Source organism: Gordonia sp. 34D, assembly GCF_056682775.1.
The window spans coordinates 217,801-235,933 of record NZ_CM155293.1 but is presented as its reverse complement, the minus strand read 5'-3'; the positions used below and the strand labels follow the sequence as shown (position 1 = coordinate 235,933).

General features: G+C 64.3%; 15 protein-coding genes. 4 read left to right on the top strand and 11 right to left on the bottom strand.

Annotated elements, in window-relative coordinates; all coding sequences use genetic code 11:
• Nucleotides 1–4 precede the first annotated feature (4 nt).
• The 4 genes from AC1L34_RS01160 to AC1L34_RS01145 form a co-directional block, all read right to left on the bottom strand.
• Nucleotides 5–883: a formylglycine-generating enzyme family protein gene (locus AC1L34_RS01160; RefSeq protein ID WP_424322950.1), complete on the bottom strand. Its 879-nt coding sequence runs from the start codon at nucleotides 881–883 to the stop codon at nucleotides 5–7.
• Complete coding sequence (locus AC1L34_RS01155) at nucleotides 880–2,547, bottom strand: sulfatase family protein (protein WP_424293722.1); 1,668 nt, start codon at nucleotides 2,545–2,547, stop codon at nucleotides 880–882. The genes AC1L34_RS01160 and AC1L34_RS01155 overlap by 4 nt, the downstream gene beginning before the upstream one ends.
• 156 nt (nucleotides 2,548–2,703) lie before the next feature.
• Nucleotides 2,704–3,381, bottom strand: coding sequence for a response regulator transcription factor (locus AC1L34_RS01150; protein WP_424293721.1), 678 nt, complete (start codon nucleotides 3,379–3,381; stop codon nucleotides 2,704–2,706).
• A complete protein-coding gene (locus AC1L34_RS01145) occupies nucleotides 3,378–4,547 on the bottom strand; it encodes a sensor histidine kinase (protein WP_424322949.1) in 1,170 nt (389 codons plus the stop codon). The genes AC1L34_RS01150 and AC1L34_RS01145 overlap by 4 nt, the downstream gene beginning before the upstream one ends.
• Before the next feature lie 89 nt (nucleotides 4,548–4,636).
• On the opposite strand from AC1L34_RS01145, the gene dapD reads away from it, so the two are divergent.
• Together dapD and AC1L34_RS01135 are read left to right on the top strand one after the other, a co-directional pair.
• On the top strand, nucleotides 4,637–5,602 hold the full coding sequence (gene dapD, locus AC1L34_RS01140; RefSeq protein ID WP_424293719.1) for a 2,3,4,5-tetrahydropyridine-2,6-dicarboxylate N-succinyltransferase: 966 nt from the start codon (nucleotides 4,637–4,639) through the stop codon (nucleotides 5,600–5,602).
• Nucleotides 5,603–5,743: 141 nt separating this feature from the next.
• Complete coding sequence (locus tag AC1L34_RS01135) at nucleotides 5,744–6,520, top strand: endonuclease domain-containing protein (protein ID WP_424322948.1); 777 nt, start codon at nucleotides 5,744–5,746, stop codon at nucleotides 6,518–6,520.
• Between the two features lie 54 nt (nucleotides 6,521–6,574).
• Here the strand turns inward: AC1L34_RS01135 and dapC are convergent, their stop codons facing one another.
• Both dapC and fdxA read right to left on the bottom strand, forming a co-directional pair.
• A complete protein-coding gene (gene dapC / locus AC1L34_RS01130; protein ID WP_424324614.1) occupies nucleotides 6,575–7,657 on the bottom strand; it encodes a succinyldiaminopimelate transaminase in 1,083 nt (360 codons plus the stop codon).
• A gap of 28 nt (nucleotides 7,658–7,685) precedes the next feature.
• The gene (gene fdxA / locus AC1L34_RS01125) at nucleotides 7,686–8,012 is read right to left on the bottom strand and encodes a ferredoxin (RefSeq protein WP_424293716.1); all 327 of its coding nucleotides are present in this window, start codon (nucleotides 8,010–8,012) and stop codon (nucleotides 7,686–7,688) included.
• A 315-nt stretch (nucleotides 8,013–8,327) separates the two neighbouring features.
• Here fdxA and AC1L34_RS01120 point away from each other — a divergent pair, with 315 nt between their 5' ends.
• On the top strand, nucleotides 8,328–9,998 hold the full coding sequence (locus AC1L34_RS01120) for an FAD-dependent oxidoreductase (RefSeq protein ID WP_424322946.1): 1,671 nt from the start codon (nucleotides 8,328–8,330) through the stop codon (nucleotides 9,996–9,998).
• A gap of 79 nt (nucleotides 9,999–10,077) precedes the next feature.
• The gene (locus AC1L34_RS01115) at nucleotides 10,078–10,236 is read left to right on the top strand and encodes a hypothetical protein (protein WP_424293421.1); all 159 of its coding nucleotides are present in this window, start codon (nucleotides 10,078–10,080) and stop codon (nucleotides 10,234–10,236) included.
• An 86-nt stretch (nucleotides 10,237–10,322) separates the two neighbouring features.
• Here AC1L34_RS01115 and AC1L34_RS01110 read toward each other — a convergent pair whose 3' ends face one another.
• From AC1L34_RS01110 to typA, 5 genes are all read right to left on the bottom strand, one after another.
• Nucleotides 10,323–12,833, bottom strand: coding sequence for a bifunctional FO biosynthesis protein CofGH (locus tag AC1L34_RS01110; RefSeq protein WP_480035294.1), 2,511 nt, complete (start codon nucleotides 12,831–12,833; stop codon nucleotides 10,323–10,325).
• Nucleotides 12,834–12,969: 136 nt separating this feature from the next.
• Nucleotides 12,970–13,323 carry a hypothetical protein gene (locus AC1L34_RS01105; protein ID WP_424325163.1) on the bottom strand — a complete coding sequence of 118 codons (354 nt, stop codon included), beginning with the start codon at nucleotides 13,321–13,323 and terminating at the stop codon, nucleotides 12,970–12,972.
• Nucleotides 13,324–13,325: 2 nt separating this feature from the next.
• Nucleotides 13,326–14,192, bottom strand: a complete 867-nt coding sequence (gene mshB / locus AC1L34_RS01100; protein ID WP_424294050.1) for an N-acetyl-1-D-myo-inositol-2-amino-2-deoxy-alpha-D-glucopyranoside deacetylase — start codon at nucleotides 14,190–14,192, stop codon at nucleotides 13,326–13,328.
• Nucleotides 14,189–16,090, bottom strand: a complete 1,902-nt coding sequence (locus tag AC1L34_RS01095; protein WP_424294052.1) for an ABC transporter family substrate-binding protein — start codon at nucleotides 16,088–16,090, stop codon at nucleotides 14,189–14,191. Before AC1L34_RS01095 ends, mshB begins: the two co-directional genes overlap by 4 nt.
• 63 nt (nucleotides 16,091–16,153) lie before the next feature.
• Nucleotides 16,154–18,061 carry a translational GTPase TypA gene (gene typA / locus AC1L34_RS01090; protein ID WP_424294053.1) on the bottom strand — a complete coding sequence of 636 codons (1,908 nt, stop codon included), beginning with the start codon at nucleotides 18,059–18,061 and terminating at the stop codon, nucleotides 16,154–16,156.
• Nucleotides 18,062–18,133 lie beyond the last annotated feature (72 nt).

Here is an 18,133-nt window from a genome sequence, read left to right as displayed (position 1 = left end):
TCGGCTAGCGGCCACCGTCGACAGTCGTGACACAGCGAAAGCCAAGGTGCGATGTCGACGAGTCGGACTCCTCAAACTGGCGCGCCGACGGCCGATATCGCTGGCAATAGTCAGGCGAGCACAGGTGAGAGCCACCCTTAATAACTTTGGAAACCGGGCCGCGACCGCCCGGCGCACAGCACGACCGCGGCGCTTCTCCACCGCCTGCATGCGATGGCGTCGCGACCGTATCGGTCCACTCCCAGACATTGCCGATCATGTCGTAGAGGCCCCAAGCGTTGGCCGGATACGAACCGACCGGGCTGGTACGCAGGTGCCCATCGGGGTCGGTGTCGTCCCATGGGAAGTCCCCGTGCCACGTGTTTGCGAGCCGAGTACCGCCGGGGGTGAGTTCCTCGCCCCAGGCAAACTCCGACTCGGTCCCCGCACGTGCCGCGTACTCCCACTGGGTTTCGGTTGGCAGCACCGCACCAGCCCACGTCGCGTAGGCGGTCGCATCACCATGCGAAACATGCACCACCGGATGGTCGTCGACGGCCATACTTCCCGGCCCCGCGGGGCACCGCCAAGACGTCCCCGGCAGATACGACCACCAGCGCCGAAAATCATCCAGCGGCACCGGCCCGGGTGGCGGCGAAAAGACCAGCGACCCAGCCACCAACAGCGCGGGATCGGCATCCGGGTAGTGCGCCGGATCCGGTGGAATTTCTGCGGTCGTCACATGCCCGGTACTGCTGACGAACTCGGCGAACTGGGCGACTGTCACCGGTGTCGCAGCAATTGCGAATGCCTCAACGGTGCGACGATGCCGCGGTCGCTCCTCGGGATAGCCGTTGTCGGAGCCGACGAGAGTCTCCCCGCCGGGGACCAGAATTGCCGTCAAATCAGGACCACGCCCTTCGGTGCGGTGTTCGTTTCGGCCATCTTCGCGGCCAGTCGTGATTCCATCGTCGCCAACTGGGCCGGATTAAATCCGCGAACTGCCGGATCGGCAATGTTCCGCATCTCGTCCGGATCCGCCCGCAGGTCGTAAAGTTCGCGCTGCGGTGCCGCCCGACCGTCCGGATCGAAGTACACGGCGAACTTCCAGCGGTGATCTCGGATGGCCCGAATGTGGTACGGCTCCCGGATGATCTTGGCTGCCGCACCCCCGGCCGCCCCGGCGTCTTCGTCGAAGGTGAAAAGCACACTGTCCTGCGCTGCGGCGGTCGGGTTTCCCGGGTTCGCGATTGCATCGGAAATGACCGGGGTCAAGTCGGCGCCGCGGAAGGTATATGCCGACCGGTTAGGCACCTTGGCCATACTCGCGATCGTCGGCATCAGATCGACGAGGGATGCCAGGGCATTGGTCTTGGTGCCGCGAGGGAACATTGTCGGGTTGCTGACGATCAGCGGGACACGCAGGGTTTCGTCGTACGCGTTGAAAGCCTTCTGCCTCAACCCACCGTGCGACATACCCATCTCACCGTGGTCGGAGATCCGGAAGACGACGGTATCCCGGCGGACCTGCGGGTCGGCGTCGATCGCGTCCAGCACCCGCCCGAGGTGCGCATCGACGATGGTGTGCAGGAATGCGTAGAAGTTCACATAGTTGCGAGCCTGAGCTTTGGTCGGCATCGCGCCGAGGCCCCCGGCAAGCAGCAGTTTTGTCTGGGCATGCGCCGTCGGCTTGTGATTGCGACGGAGGTTTTCGCCATAGGTCGATGGCAAGCCGATGCCCTGTTTAAACGCGCCCGGCACCGACGAGGCGTAGTTGTCGCACGACCCCACCCGCTGATTCCAGGTTTCCGGGTACGACAGAATGTCGTGCGGGTTCGCCAGCGAAACGATCAGTGCGAATGGTTTGCCACCGGGCGCTTCGTTCCGCAAGAAGTCGACGGCCTGCTCGATTACTGCCCCGTCGTGATTGGCACAACCGCCACCAAAACCTTCCGGTTTAATGTCGCCGCCGTAGTCCGGGCCCCGCCAGCCGTCGAAGCCGTACTTGGCCAGATCACCGGGCAAGGGGCCGCCACCGTTCGCCCCCTTGCTCATGTGCCACTTGCCTCGGTAATGAACCCGGTATCCGGCGGCTTTCAACATCTTCGCCATGTTCTGCTCGTCAAGGGGCAGTTGCGCTTGGGATTTGGCGCTCTCGCTGTCGACGAGCGTGCTTGTGACCCCGTGTTCGGCGGGGAACTTGCCGCTGAAGAAGGTGCTGCGACTGGGCGAGCACATTGCGGCTGAACAGAATGCGTTCTCGAAGCTCAGTCCGTGCTTGAGCAGTCGTTGCCGGTTCGGCAGGTTGTTTGCGGCCCAGCCGACCGGCCAGTGCATGGGCTTGCGTTCCTGGTCGGTGATGAACAGGACGATGTTGGGCTTGGGCACCGCGGCACCACGCGCGGCCTTGGCGGTGGGGGCCGCTGTTGCTCGTCCGGCAACGCTCGCCGCGACCGCACCCGCTGCGAGCGCGCCGACACCAGCGAGAAACTCCCTTCGCGAGGCTCCGATCCCGCCACCATCAGAAGGTGCCTTGCTGTGGGCACGGGACGCAGAATCTTCGATCACGAAAGGACCTCCTGGGGACGCGGGCAGTTTCGAGCACAACCTAACCTGGCGGGCCACCCGCGCTTCCCAAACCGGCAGTTCCTCCGGTCCGAGCCGAAATCGGGCCAGGTGGCCGGTGGCAGATCCATCGCCTTGAACTACGACAAACGCAGTAGATCACTGGCCGCGTGGCCTCCCCGGGACTACCAACCCACCTTCGTAAGACCGCACCACCAATTGCGCCCGGTCGCGCGCATTCAGTTTCACCATTGCCCGGTTGACGTGTGTTTTTGCCGTCAGCGCGGTGATCCCCAGGCGATCGGCAATCTCGACATTCGATGCTCCCGTCGCCACCAGAACGACCACCTCCCGTTCGCGCGCCGTCAGCGTGCCCAGCGCACCTTCGATCCCCGCAGCGGCGACCGGTCGGGCGAGAAAATCATCCACCAGCATCTGAGTGGCCACCGGCGACAGGGGTACGGTGCCCGCGGCGACTGCACGCACCGCAGCGAGCACGTCGGCCGGCCGCGCGTCCTTCCCGAGAAACCCCGCCGCGCCCGCCCGCAGTGCGACGCTGACATTTTCGTCGAACTCGAACGTGGTCAATATGAGAACTCGAGTCGAGGCCAGTCGCCGCTCGCCGATGATGGCTCGGGTAGCTGCGATTCCATCGACCCGAGGCATCCGAATATCGAGGATTGCAACATCGGGGTTGCTGCGTCGCACGGCCACCACCGCTTCCGCCCCGTCGCGTGCCTCACCGACCACACTAATGTCGTCCTCCGAGTCCAGCAGCAGCCGGAGCGTGCTGCGGAAACCGTGCTGATCGTCAGCGATGACCACCCGAATCGTCATACCGGCTCGCGGACTTCGAGTGGCAATTCGACAGCGACGCGAAATGTCCCACCGGCGCTGTCAACGTCCAACTGACCTCCCGCGGCACGGACCCGTTCGGCCATGCCAGCCAAGCCCAACCCGCCGGTTGCGGAATCTGTTGCGGTCAGCAGTGGATTCTCCACTTCAATCAAGAGTGTGGTTGGTCGGTAGACAAGCGTGATTCGCACCTGCGAACCGTGGGCGTGTTTCACCGCATTGGTCAAGGCTTCCTGGACCACGCGGTAGGCCGCAAGCTCCACGTCCGGGGTTGTCGGCCGGGGAGTGCCGCGCACCAGCGAGTTCGTGTCGACCCCATTGGTGCGGGCCCACGAGACGAGGCGACCGATGTCGTCGAGTCCCGGCAGCGGACCATCAGCCCCGGCGTCCTCCTCCCGAAGCAGTCGGACGAGACCTTTGATCTCGCGAAGCGCCGCTTCCGAATTGGCGTGCATCCCCGCCAAAGCCTGGGCTGCGGTGTCCGGTTTGTCGAGGAGATGGCGCGCCGTCCCGATCTGCAGGTTGAGCGTCGCCAAGTGGTGTGCGACCACATCGTGGATATCGCGGCTCATCCGCAGTCGTTCCGCCATCACGCGCTGAGCCATTTCCTGCTCGTAGAGCGCGGTCGCCAGTTGTGCGCGCGTCTGGACTGCTGTGACGTACCTGTTGCGAGCTTTGGTCAGGCCACCGATGATGGCACCGACCAGTGGCCAGCCCACTAAACCGATCCGCTCCACCAGCAACCAATCTGGGCCAACCACGATCCCGACGATCGTGAGGAAGCTACACGTCGCTGCGGTGGTGACAATGGCGACACGCGCCGGGAAGATGGACGCGATGGTGCCGAGACAGACCAACAGCGGCAGCGTCGCCGCCGCATTAAAGACACCCGAATAGCAGGTGTAGCCAACTGCTCCGGCCAACGTCAGCGCCAGGGTCCACCAGGGCCGAACCCGTTTGATCACCAAACTCGCCGACGACGCCACCACAATTAACGCTGCCGCGAGCGTGTCATCGCCGGGCCGAGCGCCGCGCTGTTCAAATCGCAGGGAGATCACACCGAAGGCGGCAACAACAACCGCGACAATTCCGGCCGTGATCATGGGACGCCGGTTCGACAACACAATCCAGCGCTCCACTACATCCATGCGCTCACCCTAGAAGAGTGATCGTCAGCACGGGCACATCTGCCCGATCGGCTAACGAAAGTTGAGCAGTACGCCGCTAGAATGTTCCAGTGAATACTCAAGGTGCTATTGCCAACGGAATCGCCACCGTGTGGGCGGGCGATGATTCGACAGTCGTCCTCGACACCTGGTACCCCTCCCCCACACTGACCGACGAACCGGGCATCAGCGGGTCCACCGAGTTGACCGGCAACGACATTCCCGAAGAGCTACGTGCACTCGTCGGCACCGATGAGGCCCGCGGTGTGCGCACCATCGCTGTCCGCACGGTGATCGCCGACTTGTCGATCGCCCCTATCGATGCCCACGACGTGTACTTGCGCCTGCACCTGCTCTCGCACTGTTTGATAGCACCCCACGGCGCCAACCTTGACGGACAGTTCGGTTTGCTCGCCAACGTGGTCTGGACCAACTTTGGTCCCTGTGCCGTCGAAGATTTCGAAACGACTCGCGCGCGCCTGCGCGCACGTGGCCAAGTCACCGTGCTGTCGATCGACAAGTTCCCCCGCATGGTCGACTACGTGACCCCCAAGGGCGTCCGCATCGGCGATGCCAGCCGCGTCCGCCTCGGCGCCCACCTGGCACCGGGGACCACCGTGATGCACGAAGGTTTCGTGAACTTCAATGCGGGCACCCTCGGCACGTCGATGGTCGAGGGCCGAATCTCAGCGGGCGTTGTGGTCGGCGACGGCTCTGACATCGGCGGCGGCGCGTCCACCATGGGCACCCTGTCCGGCGGCGGCAAGGAAATCATCACCATCGGACAGCGGTGCCTCCTCGGCGCCAATGCCGGGTGCGGCATCCCGCTCGGCGACGATTGTGTCGTCGAAGCTGGCCTCTACCTGACCGCAGGCACCAAAGTTGTTGGCCCTGACGGCTCCGTTGTTAAGGCCCGCGACCTCGCCGGAGCGTCGAACCTCCTGTTCCGCCGCAACAGCACCACCGGTGCTGTGGAAGTCCGCGCCAAGGAAGGCGACGGCATCGCCCTCAACGAGGCCTTGCACGCCAACAACTGAATTGCCCCGACGGCACAACATGTGGCGAATTTCGCGTGATTTGGGGCATTTTGCGGATTCTACGACGAGCGTCGCTTTCTAGCTGTTAGAAAATTCCGCATGGACTCGGGGGTGTTCAGGCGAACAAAACTGCAAGAGGCGATGCCTCGCGCGCAGGTCGAGAAGTCGCTTGCCGGAGGTAATCTGCGGCAGCTTCGGCACGGCTGGGTCGCCACAGGTGACGCCGACCCGGAGGTGGTGCGAGCCGTCCAGATTGGCGGCGTCTTGACCTGCGCTTCAGCACTCAAACGCCATGGGGTGTGGGTTCCGCCGACCACAAAACTGCATGTTCGCGGGTCGACCTCGTCGGTGCGTAATCATCCTGCCTGGTGCAAGCAACACGGCCGACCGCCCAAAGTCACCACTGCCGTGGACGACTTGCCGACCGCACTTCGCCATGCGGCGCGATGCTTGTCGACCGAAGCCTTCGTGGTGGTCTGCGATTCAATACTCAACCGGGGACTCCTGACACCCTCGGACCTAGAAGCCGAACTGGGCGAGGCACCTAAGTCTGTTCAGCAGGCATTGTCGTTGGTCGACGGTCGCGCGGAGTCCGGCACCGAGACCATGGTCCGACTGCGGCTTCGCGCCCCCAACCTGGAACTTCGCCCGCAGGTCGAGGTTCCATACGTTGGCCGCGTCGACCTCGTGGTTGGAACATCGTTGATCATCGAGGTCGACGGGTACGACTACCACGCCGATCCCGAGCAATTCGAGAACGATCGACTTCGTGACCTGCGGGCACGCGCAATCGGCTACTTCCCACTCCGGCTGACATATCAGCAGGTCGTGTACCAGTGGGACATTGTGGGACCGCTATTGACTGATCTCATTCGCCGCGGCGCTCACCGCAAAGGCGCCCACGGCTTTCGTATTTGAATCCCACTGGAGTGACAATTACCGATTGTGCGCGATTTTCGCCAGATCGGGGATTCAAATACGCGTGACCGCGGCGGCAATCCGTTCGTCAGTACCGGTCAGTGCCATGCGAATGTGTTTCGCTCCGGCAGGCCCGTAGAAGTCGCCGGGAGCGACAAGGATGCCACGGTCGGCGAGCCACCGCTGTGTGACCCGCGAATCCTCTCCGCGCGTTGCCCACAGGTACAGCCCGGCCTCGGAGTGGTCAATCGTGAATCCCGCACCCACCAGGGCGCTGCGGAGCTTGTCGCGGCGGACTCGGTAACGCTCGCGCTGCGCGTCGACGTGGACGTCGTCGTTCAACGCCGCAACCGTCGCCCCCTGAATCGGGAACGGGACAATCAGCCCCGCATGCTTGCGAACGGCAAGCAGTTCGGCAATGAGCTCGCGATCACCGGCAAGGAAGCCTGCGCGATACGACGCAAGGTTCGAAACCTTCGACAACGAATGCACGGCAATCAGCCCGGTGTGGTCGCCCCCGCACACGTCGGGATGCAGCACCGACGCCGCCGAGCCCTCCCAGGTGAGCCCGAGGTAGCACTCATCGGAGACGACAACGGCACCTCGTTCCCGCGCCCAGTCGACGATGGTCTTCAGTTCGGCTGCGCTCTGGACCCGGCCCGTCGGATTAGATGGACTGTTCAAGTACACCAGCGCAGGCAAGCGGTCACCCATTGCCTCGACGGTGTCGGCGCGCAGAACTTCCGCCCCGGCTAGCAGCGCACCGACCTCGTAGGTCGGGTAGGCAACCTCGGGGATGACGACCAATTCGCCTGCGGGAACACCCAATTGAGACGGCAACCCGGAAATGACCTCTTTGGTGCCGATCACCGGCAGGATCGAGGCTTCGTCGAGTCCGGTGACGGCGAACCGTCGCGCGAGGGCACCGACCGCAGCCTCCCGCAATGCGAGAGTTCCGACCGTCGCGGGATATCCGGGGAACTCCGACGACGCGGCGAGCGCTTCGCGAATCAACGGATCCACTGGGTCGACCGGCGTGCCGACCGACAGGTCGACAATGCCGTCGGGGTGCGCAAGTGCCGCAGCCTTGGCATCGGCGATGGTGTCCCACGGGAAGTCCGGTAGACCCGAACTCACCCGACGCAGTCGGCTGGTCACTACTCGATCAGCCCTCTTCGCCCATCGGGGGCAGATCCTTAATGAACTGCGGATCGAACTCGGTCTTGCCGACCTTGCTGGCACCGCCCGGCGAACCGAGGGTGTCGAAGAAATCAACGTTTGCGCTGACGTACGGTTCCCACTCATCGGGCACGTCATCTTCGTAGAAGATGGCCTCGACGGGGCACACCGGCTCACACGCACCACAGTCGACGCACTCGTCGGGCTGGATGTAGAGCATGCGCCCGCCCTCGTAGATGCAGTCGACGGGGCATTCTTCAACGCACGCCCTGTCGAGCACGTCAACGCATGGCTCAGCGATGATGTAGGTCACTACGCGTTCTCCTTCACTTGCACGATTGCCACTCCGCGCGCCAGGGCTGATGGGCGCAAAGGAATCATGTCGAGGCTAAGCGTATCGGGTGCCCCACTTCGATCTCGACCCTCACCCCACCGACACCCTGCGACCTGCACGGAGTTTTGCGCAACCTGATGAAAATTATCCGACCACCGAAAACGACGCCACCGTCTCCGAGTGCGAGCAAGGCCACAGTGCATTCTTCTGCCAACCAAATACCCCCTAGGGTATGTTGGTGATACCCCCTGGGGTATAAATCGCCCAGCTTTCATACGACCGAGGAGACCTCCAGTGAGAATCGTGATGGTTGGCGGCGTCGCCGGCGGAATGAGCGCCGCGGCCCGCGCACGCAGGCTCGACGAGAACGCCGAAATTATCGTCTTTGAACGCGGCGAGCATCCGTCATTCGCCAACTGCGGTCTGCCGTACTACGTGAGCGGCGAGATCGAAGACGAAGCGTCGCTCCTGGTGCAAACTCCAGAATCACTGAAGGCCGCCCTCAACATCGACGTCCGCATCAAGCACGAAGTGATCGGCGTCGACCCGACGGCTCAAACCGTTCAGGTCCGCAATTGGGGTGCACCTGACGCGCCAGTCACCGACTGGGAGTACGACGCCCTCATTCTCTCCCCCGGCGCGGTCGCTCTGCGTCCCCCGCTGCCCGGCCTCGACTCGCCGCGGGTGCAGACGCTGCGCACGGTCGGCGATGCGGTCACGCTGCGCGACGAGGTCGACTCCGGCGCCACGCGCGCCGTGGTCCTCGGCGCAGGCTTCATCGGCTTGGAAGCCGCTGAAGGCCTACGGATGCAAGGCCTGAGCGTCGACGTCGTCGAACTTGCCCCGCACGTGTTGCCACCCCTGGAAGCCGAAATGGCCGCACTGATCCAGGACGAACTGGCGACCATGGGCATCACCGTCCACGCGGGCGTTGCCGCGACCGAAATCGAGACGGGCAGCGACGCTGACACCGTGATCCTCGCCGACGGCACCCGCATCACCGCCGACGTCATCGTCTTGTCGGTCGGCGTCCGCCCCGACACGGCAGCCTTCGAGGCCGCGGGCGTGGCGTGCGAACGCGGCGCCATCGTCGTCGACGAGCATGGCCGCACCAACCTGGACCGAGTCTGGGCAGTCGGCGATGCCACGGTCAGTACCGATTCGGTGACGGGCCTACGCAGGCCGGTGGCCCTCGCGGGCCCGGCCAACCGCGCCGGACGGCTCGTTGCCGACCACATCGTGAACCCGTCGACCGCGCGACCGATCCCGCATCCCGTCGGGACGGCGATCGTTCGCGTCGGCTCGCTGACCGCCGCCATGACCGGCGCAAACCGCAGCGCGCTCGATGCGGCGGGTATCGACTACGCCACGGTCCATCTACATCCGGGCAGTCATGCCGGCTACTTCCCCGGTGCCGAGCAGATCCATCTGCTGATGCACATTCGTCGGTCAGACGGCCTCATCCTCGGTGCCCAGGCAACCGGTATCGACGGTGTCGACAAACGCATCGACGTGCTCGCCACCGCGATCCGCGCAGGCATGACCGGACCCGACCTGATCGACCTGGACCTGGCCTACGCGCCGCCGTTTGGTTCGGCAAAGGACCCGGTCAATATGGCGGGCATGATCGCCGAGAACGTCATCAACGGGTCGCTGAAGCTCTGGTACGCCGACCAAATCGACGAGTCGGGCTTCCTCTTGCTGGACGTTCGCGGCCCCGACGAGCAGGACGAAGATCCCGTTCCCGGCGCGCTGTGCATCCCGCACACGGAAGTCCGCGACCGACTCGACGACATCCGAGAGGCCGCCGCGGGACAACCGATCCGCGTGCTGTGCGCCAGCGGCGTGCGGTCGTACCTGGCGTACCGCGTGCTTCGCGGAGCGGGCTTAGACGCCGCCAACCTGTCCGGCGGCTTGCTTACCCTGCGCGCCACCGAACGTCTCGCCGAACTCCAACCCGCCTGACGAGCCAGTCCGTCACTGAGCCAGCACTCGGCTGAACCACCACACAGCTGAGTCACTATCTAACTGAGGAGCATCACCCATGTGCCAACGAGCAACGTGCAAGAAGTGCGGCAAGACCACCTGGCGCGGCTGCGGCCGCCACGTCGATGAGGTAATGCGCGGCGTCCCCGCGTCCAAACGCTGCCAGGGTCATCCCGACGAGCCCGGCTTTTTCCAGAAGCTTTTCGGCGCACGGTAGACGCGCCTTCCCCCTTCCCGCATGATGCGTTGATTCCCGCTCCACGTCTGACGTGGAGCGGGAATCAACGCATCATGCGGGAACAATTAGACGAGGCCGACGCCGCCGAGAAGCGGAGCGTGCACCTGCCCGTATTCGGTGGTGCGTTGGCGTGGTCGGCGACCAATGCCTTCGACGATCTCATGCAGTTCGGCGACGGTCTTGGCGCTACCGTGCTGGCTGCCCGCCATGCGCGAGATCGTTTCTTCCATCAGCGTGCCGCCGAGGTCGTCGGCACCGCCGCGCAGCATCACGCGGGTGCCCTCGGTTCCAAGCTTCACCCAACTCGTCTGCACATGGTCGATCCGACCATGCAGCATCAGACGCGCCAGGGCGTGGACGGCGCGGTTCTCCCGGCGAGTGGGACCGGGGCGCGACGCACCCGCGAGATACAGCGGCGACGACTGGTGAACGAACGGCAACGGAACAAACTCGGTGAAACCACCGGTACGGTCCTGAATGTCGCGGAGAGTATTAAGGTGCCCCACCCAATGGCGAGGGGCATCGACATGCCCGTACATCATCGTCGAACTCGACGGAATCCCCAGCTCGTGCGCGGTGGTGATGACTTCGATCCACGACGCAGTCGGCAATTTGCCCTTGGTCAGGACCCAGCGGACCTCGTCGTCAAGGATCTCCGCGGCAGTGCCGGGAATGGAGCCGAGGCCAGCTTCCTTCAACGCCGACAGCCAGTCGCGAATAGACTCGCCGCCGCGCGATGCGCCGTTGACGATCTCCATCGGACTGAATGCGTGGACATGCATCGACGGAATACGTTCCTTGATGGCGCGCACCAGGTCGGCGTAGCCGGTCACCGGGAGTTCCGGATCGATGCCGCCCTGCATGCAGATTTCGGTGGCACCGTCGACGTGTGCTTCCCACGCGCGGTCGGCAACCTCGCTTGTCGACAGCGTGAACGCGTCAGCATCGCCCTTGCGCTGGGCGAATGCACAAAACCGGCAGCCGGTGTAGCAAATGTTGGTGAAGTTGATGTTCCGGTTCACCACATAGGTCACGTCGTCGCCGACCACGTCGGCGCGAATCGAGTCGGCCAAAGCGGCGAGCGCATCCAAGCCCGGCCCGTCGGCTTCGGCAAGCGCCAGATAGTCGTCGTCCGACAGGCCCGCCGGATTGCTTTCGGCACGACGCAAGGCCGCAGCCACCTCCGACGGCAGATGCGCGGGCGCACCGGTACCGAGTTCGAGGACCTGTTCGCGAATGGTGTCCCAGTCGCCGAACGCGTTGTCGATGTCGCTGCGAGTTTCGGTATTGCGACCGTCGGTGTCGATCTCCGAGTTGAGGTCAACGCGGCCCGACGAATCCCACTCCTCGTCGGGTTCCTGCCACGGCAGGCCGACGGGCTTCACGTCGGCGGCCAGTCCGGTCACCGGGTCGGCGAGCGCCGTGACATGCCGCATGATCCGCGGATCAACCCACGGATTGCCCGCCTTGACGTACTTGGGCTGCGCGGCGATCCGCTCAACCAACTGGTAGCCAGCGGATGCGGTGACCTCGGCGAGGGTGTCGAGGTTCGGCCACGGGCGTTCCGGGTTTACGTGATCGGGGGTAAGCGGTGAAACACCACCCCAGTCGTCGACCCCGGCACCGATGAGCGCCCGACATTCATCGAGTGACACCAGGTTCGGCGGGGCCTGGATCCGCATGCCGGGGCCCAAGATGAGGCGCGAAACAGCGATCGCCGCCAGGAACTGCGACATCTCCGCGTCGGGGGCACCGCTCATCGCGGTGTGCTCCTTGGCTCGGAAATTCTGCACGATGACTTCTTGAATGTGACCGAACGCCTTGTGCGACTTCCGAATCGCGAAGATCGACTCGGCCCGCTCGGTGCGATTCTCCCCGATCCCCACGAGGATTCCGGTGGTGAACGGGACAGCAAGACGGCCAGCGTCCGTCAACACCCGCAAACGCACCTCGGGGTCCTTGTCGGGACTCCCGTAATGGCATTCGCCCTTGTCGGTAAACAGTCGGCGAGCCGTGGTCTCCAGCATCATGCCCATCGACGGCGCGACCGGCTTCAGCCGATTGATCTCTTCCCAGCTCATGACACCTGGATTGAGGTGCGGCAGCAGGCCGGTCTCTTCCAGAACGCGGATCGCTGCGGCGCGAACAAAATCAAGAGTCGAATCGTAGCCGCGCTCGTCGAGCCATGCGGCCGCTTCGGGCCACCGGTCTTCCGGCCGATCGCCAAGCGTGAACAGCGCTTCTTTGCAGCCGAGCTCGGCACCCTGGCGAGCTACTTCGACGATCTCGTCGATCTCCATGTACATGCCTTTGCCCTCGCGGGCGAGCTTGCCGGGCACTGTCACGAAGGTGCAGTAGTGGCAGCGGTCGCGGCACAGGTGCGTGACCGGAATGAAGACCTTGCGCGAATAGCTGATCTGTTTGGCACGACCGTCGGCTTCCAGCCCGGCGTCGCGGACGCGCGCCGCAGCATCACACAGGGCGACAAGATCGTCGCCGGTGGCAGCCAAAAGCACGGCCGCCTCGTCGACGTTGAGGACCGCGCCGTCTCGTACCCGGCGTAGCGCCCGACGCATGGCAGTCGCGGACGGCAACGGTTCGTGAGAGTCGGCTACCGAAGGGCTGCCGGGGGAAGTATTGCCGTTGGAAGAGATGGTCACTTCTCCGATGGTAGCCACGTGGAATGGATCGGGGCACCGCGGTGGCATTCGATCACAGTTTGGTCAGATCCCTCATGCGGGAGTTGGAGATATAGAAAGCCGGTGCCGCCAAGCCCAAACCCAACAGGAGGAATAGTCGCCAATCGGTCAGCAATGATCCATTCCCGAAGATCGGGAGCATCGCCATGACGGTGACGATCAGCCACGCGATCAACGGCGCGAACTGCCATGCCGACCTGGTGTACAAGGCGGCGATCTTCCAGATGACGATGTTGACGATCCCGGCGATGACCGCGGTGATCGGGAATGGCCAGGAACCAATTCGTACCAGAAGGAATGCGGAGGTAAGGATGCCGAGGAGAAGGCCACTGACGACCAGAATCCCCAACTCGATACGACTGGTCACGCTCACTTGACCACCCCGGCGAACAGGTCTGTTTCGCGGATCCCGGGCTCGCGACCGGTGTCGACACGAATGAAGTGTTCGGTGGTCATGATTGGTTGCAGGATGTTGTTACTCAGCGTGAACTCGGTCCGCGACGGCGCCACGACCACCTGCGTCGCGTGGGCTGCGAGGGCCCGAGCCTTGCGGTCGAGCACTCCGCTGACGTCGATCGCCGCGGTCACTTCCGCGTCCGGATAGCTCGGGAGCTCGCCGGCTGCAGGCATACGCCAGCCATCGGGGACGGCGGTGACGGCAGCCAGTCCGCGCTGCAGTTCCGATGCCTCGGTAATCGATTCGTAGACCTTGATGGGCGGGCCGTCGACCTGGAATTGTTCGAGCGCCCGGCGGGTGACCTCGTGCACGCGAATATGGTCGGGATGCCCGTAAGTGCCCGCCGCGTCGTAGGTGACGACGACCTGCGGAGCAAAGTCGGCCAACTCCTGCGTCAGCGCCTCGACCAGATCGCCGAGGTCAGCTTGGACCAGCGCACGAGGATTCTCCGCCGATGGTGTGCCAGCCATACCCGAATCACGCCAGTGACCGGCACCGCCGAGGAACCGCGGCTGGGGCCCACGCACTCCGGGCGGAGTGAGCTCGGCCAACGCCGCCGCAAGCTCGGCGATCCGGAAACCGCCGAGCTGATCGGCACCCCCATCAGCGACGAGTTGCGACCACCGCGAACCAATGACTTCGCCCTCTTCGCCGAGAGTAAAGGTCACCACCCGCACGTCGACGCCACGCGAGAGATATTCGGCGATGATTCCACCGGTCATGATCGTCTCGTCGTCAGGATGTGCATGTACCAGCAGCATCCGCAGCGGGGCGATCATCGCAATGACCACCGTTCCGCGCCGCCAAAGACGCCAAGCTGTGCGGGACCGTTCAGTTCGACACCAACAATTCGATCGGTGACGGCCGCATACATGGTGTCTTGGAAGATCGGCAGGTACACGGCTTGGTCGGCCAGCAGGCCCTCCGCCTCTTGCAACACGGAGGTCGGATCCTCGGCCTGCACCGCAGTCGAAGCCAATGCCATCAATTGCGGGTTACACAGTCCGGACACATTGCCGGTGTAGCTGGCATCTGCGGCCACGTCTGTGTCCGGCTTCGCCGTCGATGTGGTGACGCCAGGTGCCTGCGGCGTTGTGGGCAGAATGCTCGCGTCCGCGGGCTGATCACTGCCCCGCTCCACCGTGTGGGCGCCGGCCTCCGTGCCCTTCGGCGGTGCCTGGCAGGCCACCTGCGATGCGAATTCCGTTGCGGGACTCCCGCCGACACCGGTCCAGCCGACGACCAGGTCGACGCGGCCTGCGGTCAGCGCCTGCCCGTACAGTTCGGTGTTCGACATGCCGACGACGCTGGCGCGAACACCCTTCGACCGCAGTTGGTCGACCATGGTTTCCGCGGCCGACAGCGAACTCTGATCGGTGTTGGTCGCACCGATCCGGACCACCAGATCGGTGCCGTCGAGCTGAATCGGAGCCACGCCAAACGGCAATCCCGGCACATCCGCGGGCACCAGCGCCGGTGTCGAGGGGGCGGGTGCTTCACTCGACGCCGACGGATCAACCGGTTCCGGGCGCTGCGTTGCCACACCCGGTCGGTAACCCGCTGCGGCTAACCATTCGAGAACCTGAGCTTCCGATGGCCGTGCACGGTTGGGCGCGGTGTAACCGGGGTCCGACGGGGCATACACGGTGTTGGCATAGGGCGTCACAACGTCGTCGCCCGCGGCGGCAGCAGTAATCAGCGCACCGTTCAGCATGCCGAACACGGCTTTGCGAACATCTTGCGAGGCCATCACCTTCGACCGCGCGTTCGCGTTCACCGCGAGAGCCCGCGTGGTGGGCAGTCGGTTGCTCGCGACACCGGGGATGGCACCGAGTTCCAGCGCCGACGCGTTTCCGGTCGGCAGTGCGGCGAGGGTGGAGTCACCGTTACGGATCGTTTGCGCCATCTGCTGCGGCGTGCCCGCCTTGCGCAGCACCACTTGATCGATTTCCGGGGGCTTGCGCCAGTAGCGGTCGTTGCGGATCAACCGCACTTCATCGCGTGACCGGTCGATCGAATAGATCTGGAAGGGACCAGCGGTGATGGGCTTGCCCTTGTCCATGCCATCTTGAAAGCCCGTCGGGTCCGACCGCAGCGTGTGGCTGGGCAGGAGGTTGTCGAACAATTGTCGCCAGTTCGGGTATGTCTCGTCGAAGGTGACGGTGACGACTTTGCCGCCGCCGGAAGTCTGCACGTTAGAGATTGCGCGATATCCCGCGGGACGAATCACGTTGGGCTGCCGCGACATCTGCTCCCACAGGTACTGGAAGTCGTCTCCGGTAACGGGGAGTCCGTCCGACCACTGGGCGTCGCCTTCGATCTTGTACTGGACCTGGAAGGGCGCATCGGAGATCACTTCGGCCGAGGTCAGGAGGGCGTCGTTGACGCGCCACTGCACACCGTCCGGTGTGTTCACCGGAACGAACGGACTCGGCAAAGTCATGGCGGCAATCGCCGTCGTGACCGTTCCCTGATCGGCACCGAGGTGCGGGTTGAACCCCGCACCGATCGAGTCGGTGGCGATGGTGACGGTCCGTTCGTCCGGATATTCGCTGGGGGTGTGCGTCGGGAGGGTTTCCCGAACGGGTGGAGGCGGATCTGCCATGCATGCGGTGGCCGTTAGAGCCACCAATCCCGCAATAGCGATCGCGGAGATTCGCGCCCGCACGGTCCTCATCCGCACTCCTTCACCCCTACCAGCCAAACGACCTACTAAGACATCGACTCAGACGACATCAATTTAGACGTTGGCGTCGCGCGACTTTGCGCGCGAGCGCTCACGTGCCCGAGTATTCGAGTCCAGGTTGACCTTACGCACACGGACAACCTCGGGCGTCACCTCGACGCATTCGTCGATGGCACAGAATTCCATCGCGCCTTCCAAGTCCAAGCGCATCGGCTTGGCCAGGGTCTCCATGACGTCGGCAGACGACTGACGCATATTCGTCAGCTTCTTCTCGCGCGTGACGTTGATGTCAAGGTCTTCCAGTCGGGGGTTGATACCCACGACGTGGCCTTCGTACGAGTCGTCACCCGGGTCGACGAAGAAGGTGCCGCGATCGGCGAGCTGGATCATCGCGAACGGGGTCACGGTGCCCGCGCGGTCCGAGACCAGCGAACCGGTGTGGCGGGCACGAATCTCGCCAGCCCAGGGGCCGTAGTCGTCGAAGACGGCATTGGCGATGCCGGTGCCGCGAGTTTCGGTCATGAAGTCGGTACGGAAGCCAATGAGACCACGCGACGGGATGTGGAACTCCATGCGAACCCAGCCGCTGCCGTGGTTGTTCATCTGGTCCATGCGGCCCTTGCGGGCGGCCAGCAACTGCGTCACCGCGCCGAGGTATTCCTCGGGGACGTCGATGGTGAGGTGCTCGAACGGCTCGTGCGTCTTGCCATTGACCTGGCGGGTAACCACCTGCGGCTTACCGACGGTCAGCTCGAAACCTTCGCGACGCATCTGCTCGACGAGGATGGCCAGCGCCAGCTCGCCACGACCCTGAACCTCCCAGGCGTCGGGTCGGCCCACGTCCTGCACGCGCAGCGACACGTTGCCGATCAGCTCAGAATCGAGACGATCCTTGACCATGCGCGCGGTCAGCTTGTGGCCCTTGACGCGGCCCGCGAGGGGGCTGCTGTTGGTGCCGATGATCGCCGAGATCGCGGGCTCGTCGACGCTGATGCGCGGCAGAGCAATCGGGTTTTCGGGGTCGGCGAGGGTATCGCCGATCATGATTTCCGACATGCCAGCGACGGCGACGATGTCACCGGCGACGGCTTCCTCTGCGGGTGCACGGTCGACGCCGAGGGTCACCAGGAGCTCGGTGATCTTTGCGCGCTCGACGACCTGCTCGCCGTCGACCTCGCGGATCCATGCAACCTGCTGACCCTTGCGGAGGGTGCCGTTGTGGATGCGGACCAAACCGAGGCGACCCAGGAAGGGCGAAGCGTCGAGGTTGGTGACGTGGGCCTGCAGCGGCGCGTCGATGTTGCCCTTCGGTGCCGGAACACTGTTGATGAGGACGTCGAAGAGCGGGTCGAGGTTCTCACCGTCGGGAACCTGACCATTTTCGGGCTGCTCGGTGCTGGCGATGCCCGCACGGCCCGAGGCGAACAGGACCGGCAGATCGAGTGCCAGTTCCGCGGCCTCTGCGGCTTCGTCGTCCAATTCGGAGGCGAGGTCGAGCAGAAGGTCCTGTGATTCGCTGACGATATCGCTGATGCGGGCGTCGGGGCGGTCGGTCTTGTTGACGACGACGATCACCGGCAGCGACGCGGCCAGCGCCTTGCGGAGCACAAAGCGAGTCTGCGGCAGCGGCCCCTCGGAGGAGTCCACCAGCAGAACCACGCCGTCAACCATCGACAGCGCGCGTTCCACCTCGCCGCCGAAGTCGGCGTGACCGGGGGTGTCGATGACGTTGATGACGTACTCGGTGCCGTCGGGCTGACGGCGATGCACGGCGGTGTTCTTCGCGAGAATGGTGATGCCCTTCTCGCGCTCGAGGTCGCCGGAGTCCATGACGCGGTCAACCAGTTCGGCGCGTTCACCGAACACTCCGGACTGACGCAGCATCGCGTCGACCAATGTGGTCTTGCCGTGGTCGACGTGCGCCACGATCGCGACGTTGCGGAAGTTGGTGACTGCGCTCACTAAGGTCTCTTTCGTATCTGAATCAGGTGTCATGCGGTGGCAGGCAGCGCTGATGCGCACCTTGCCAACACT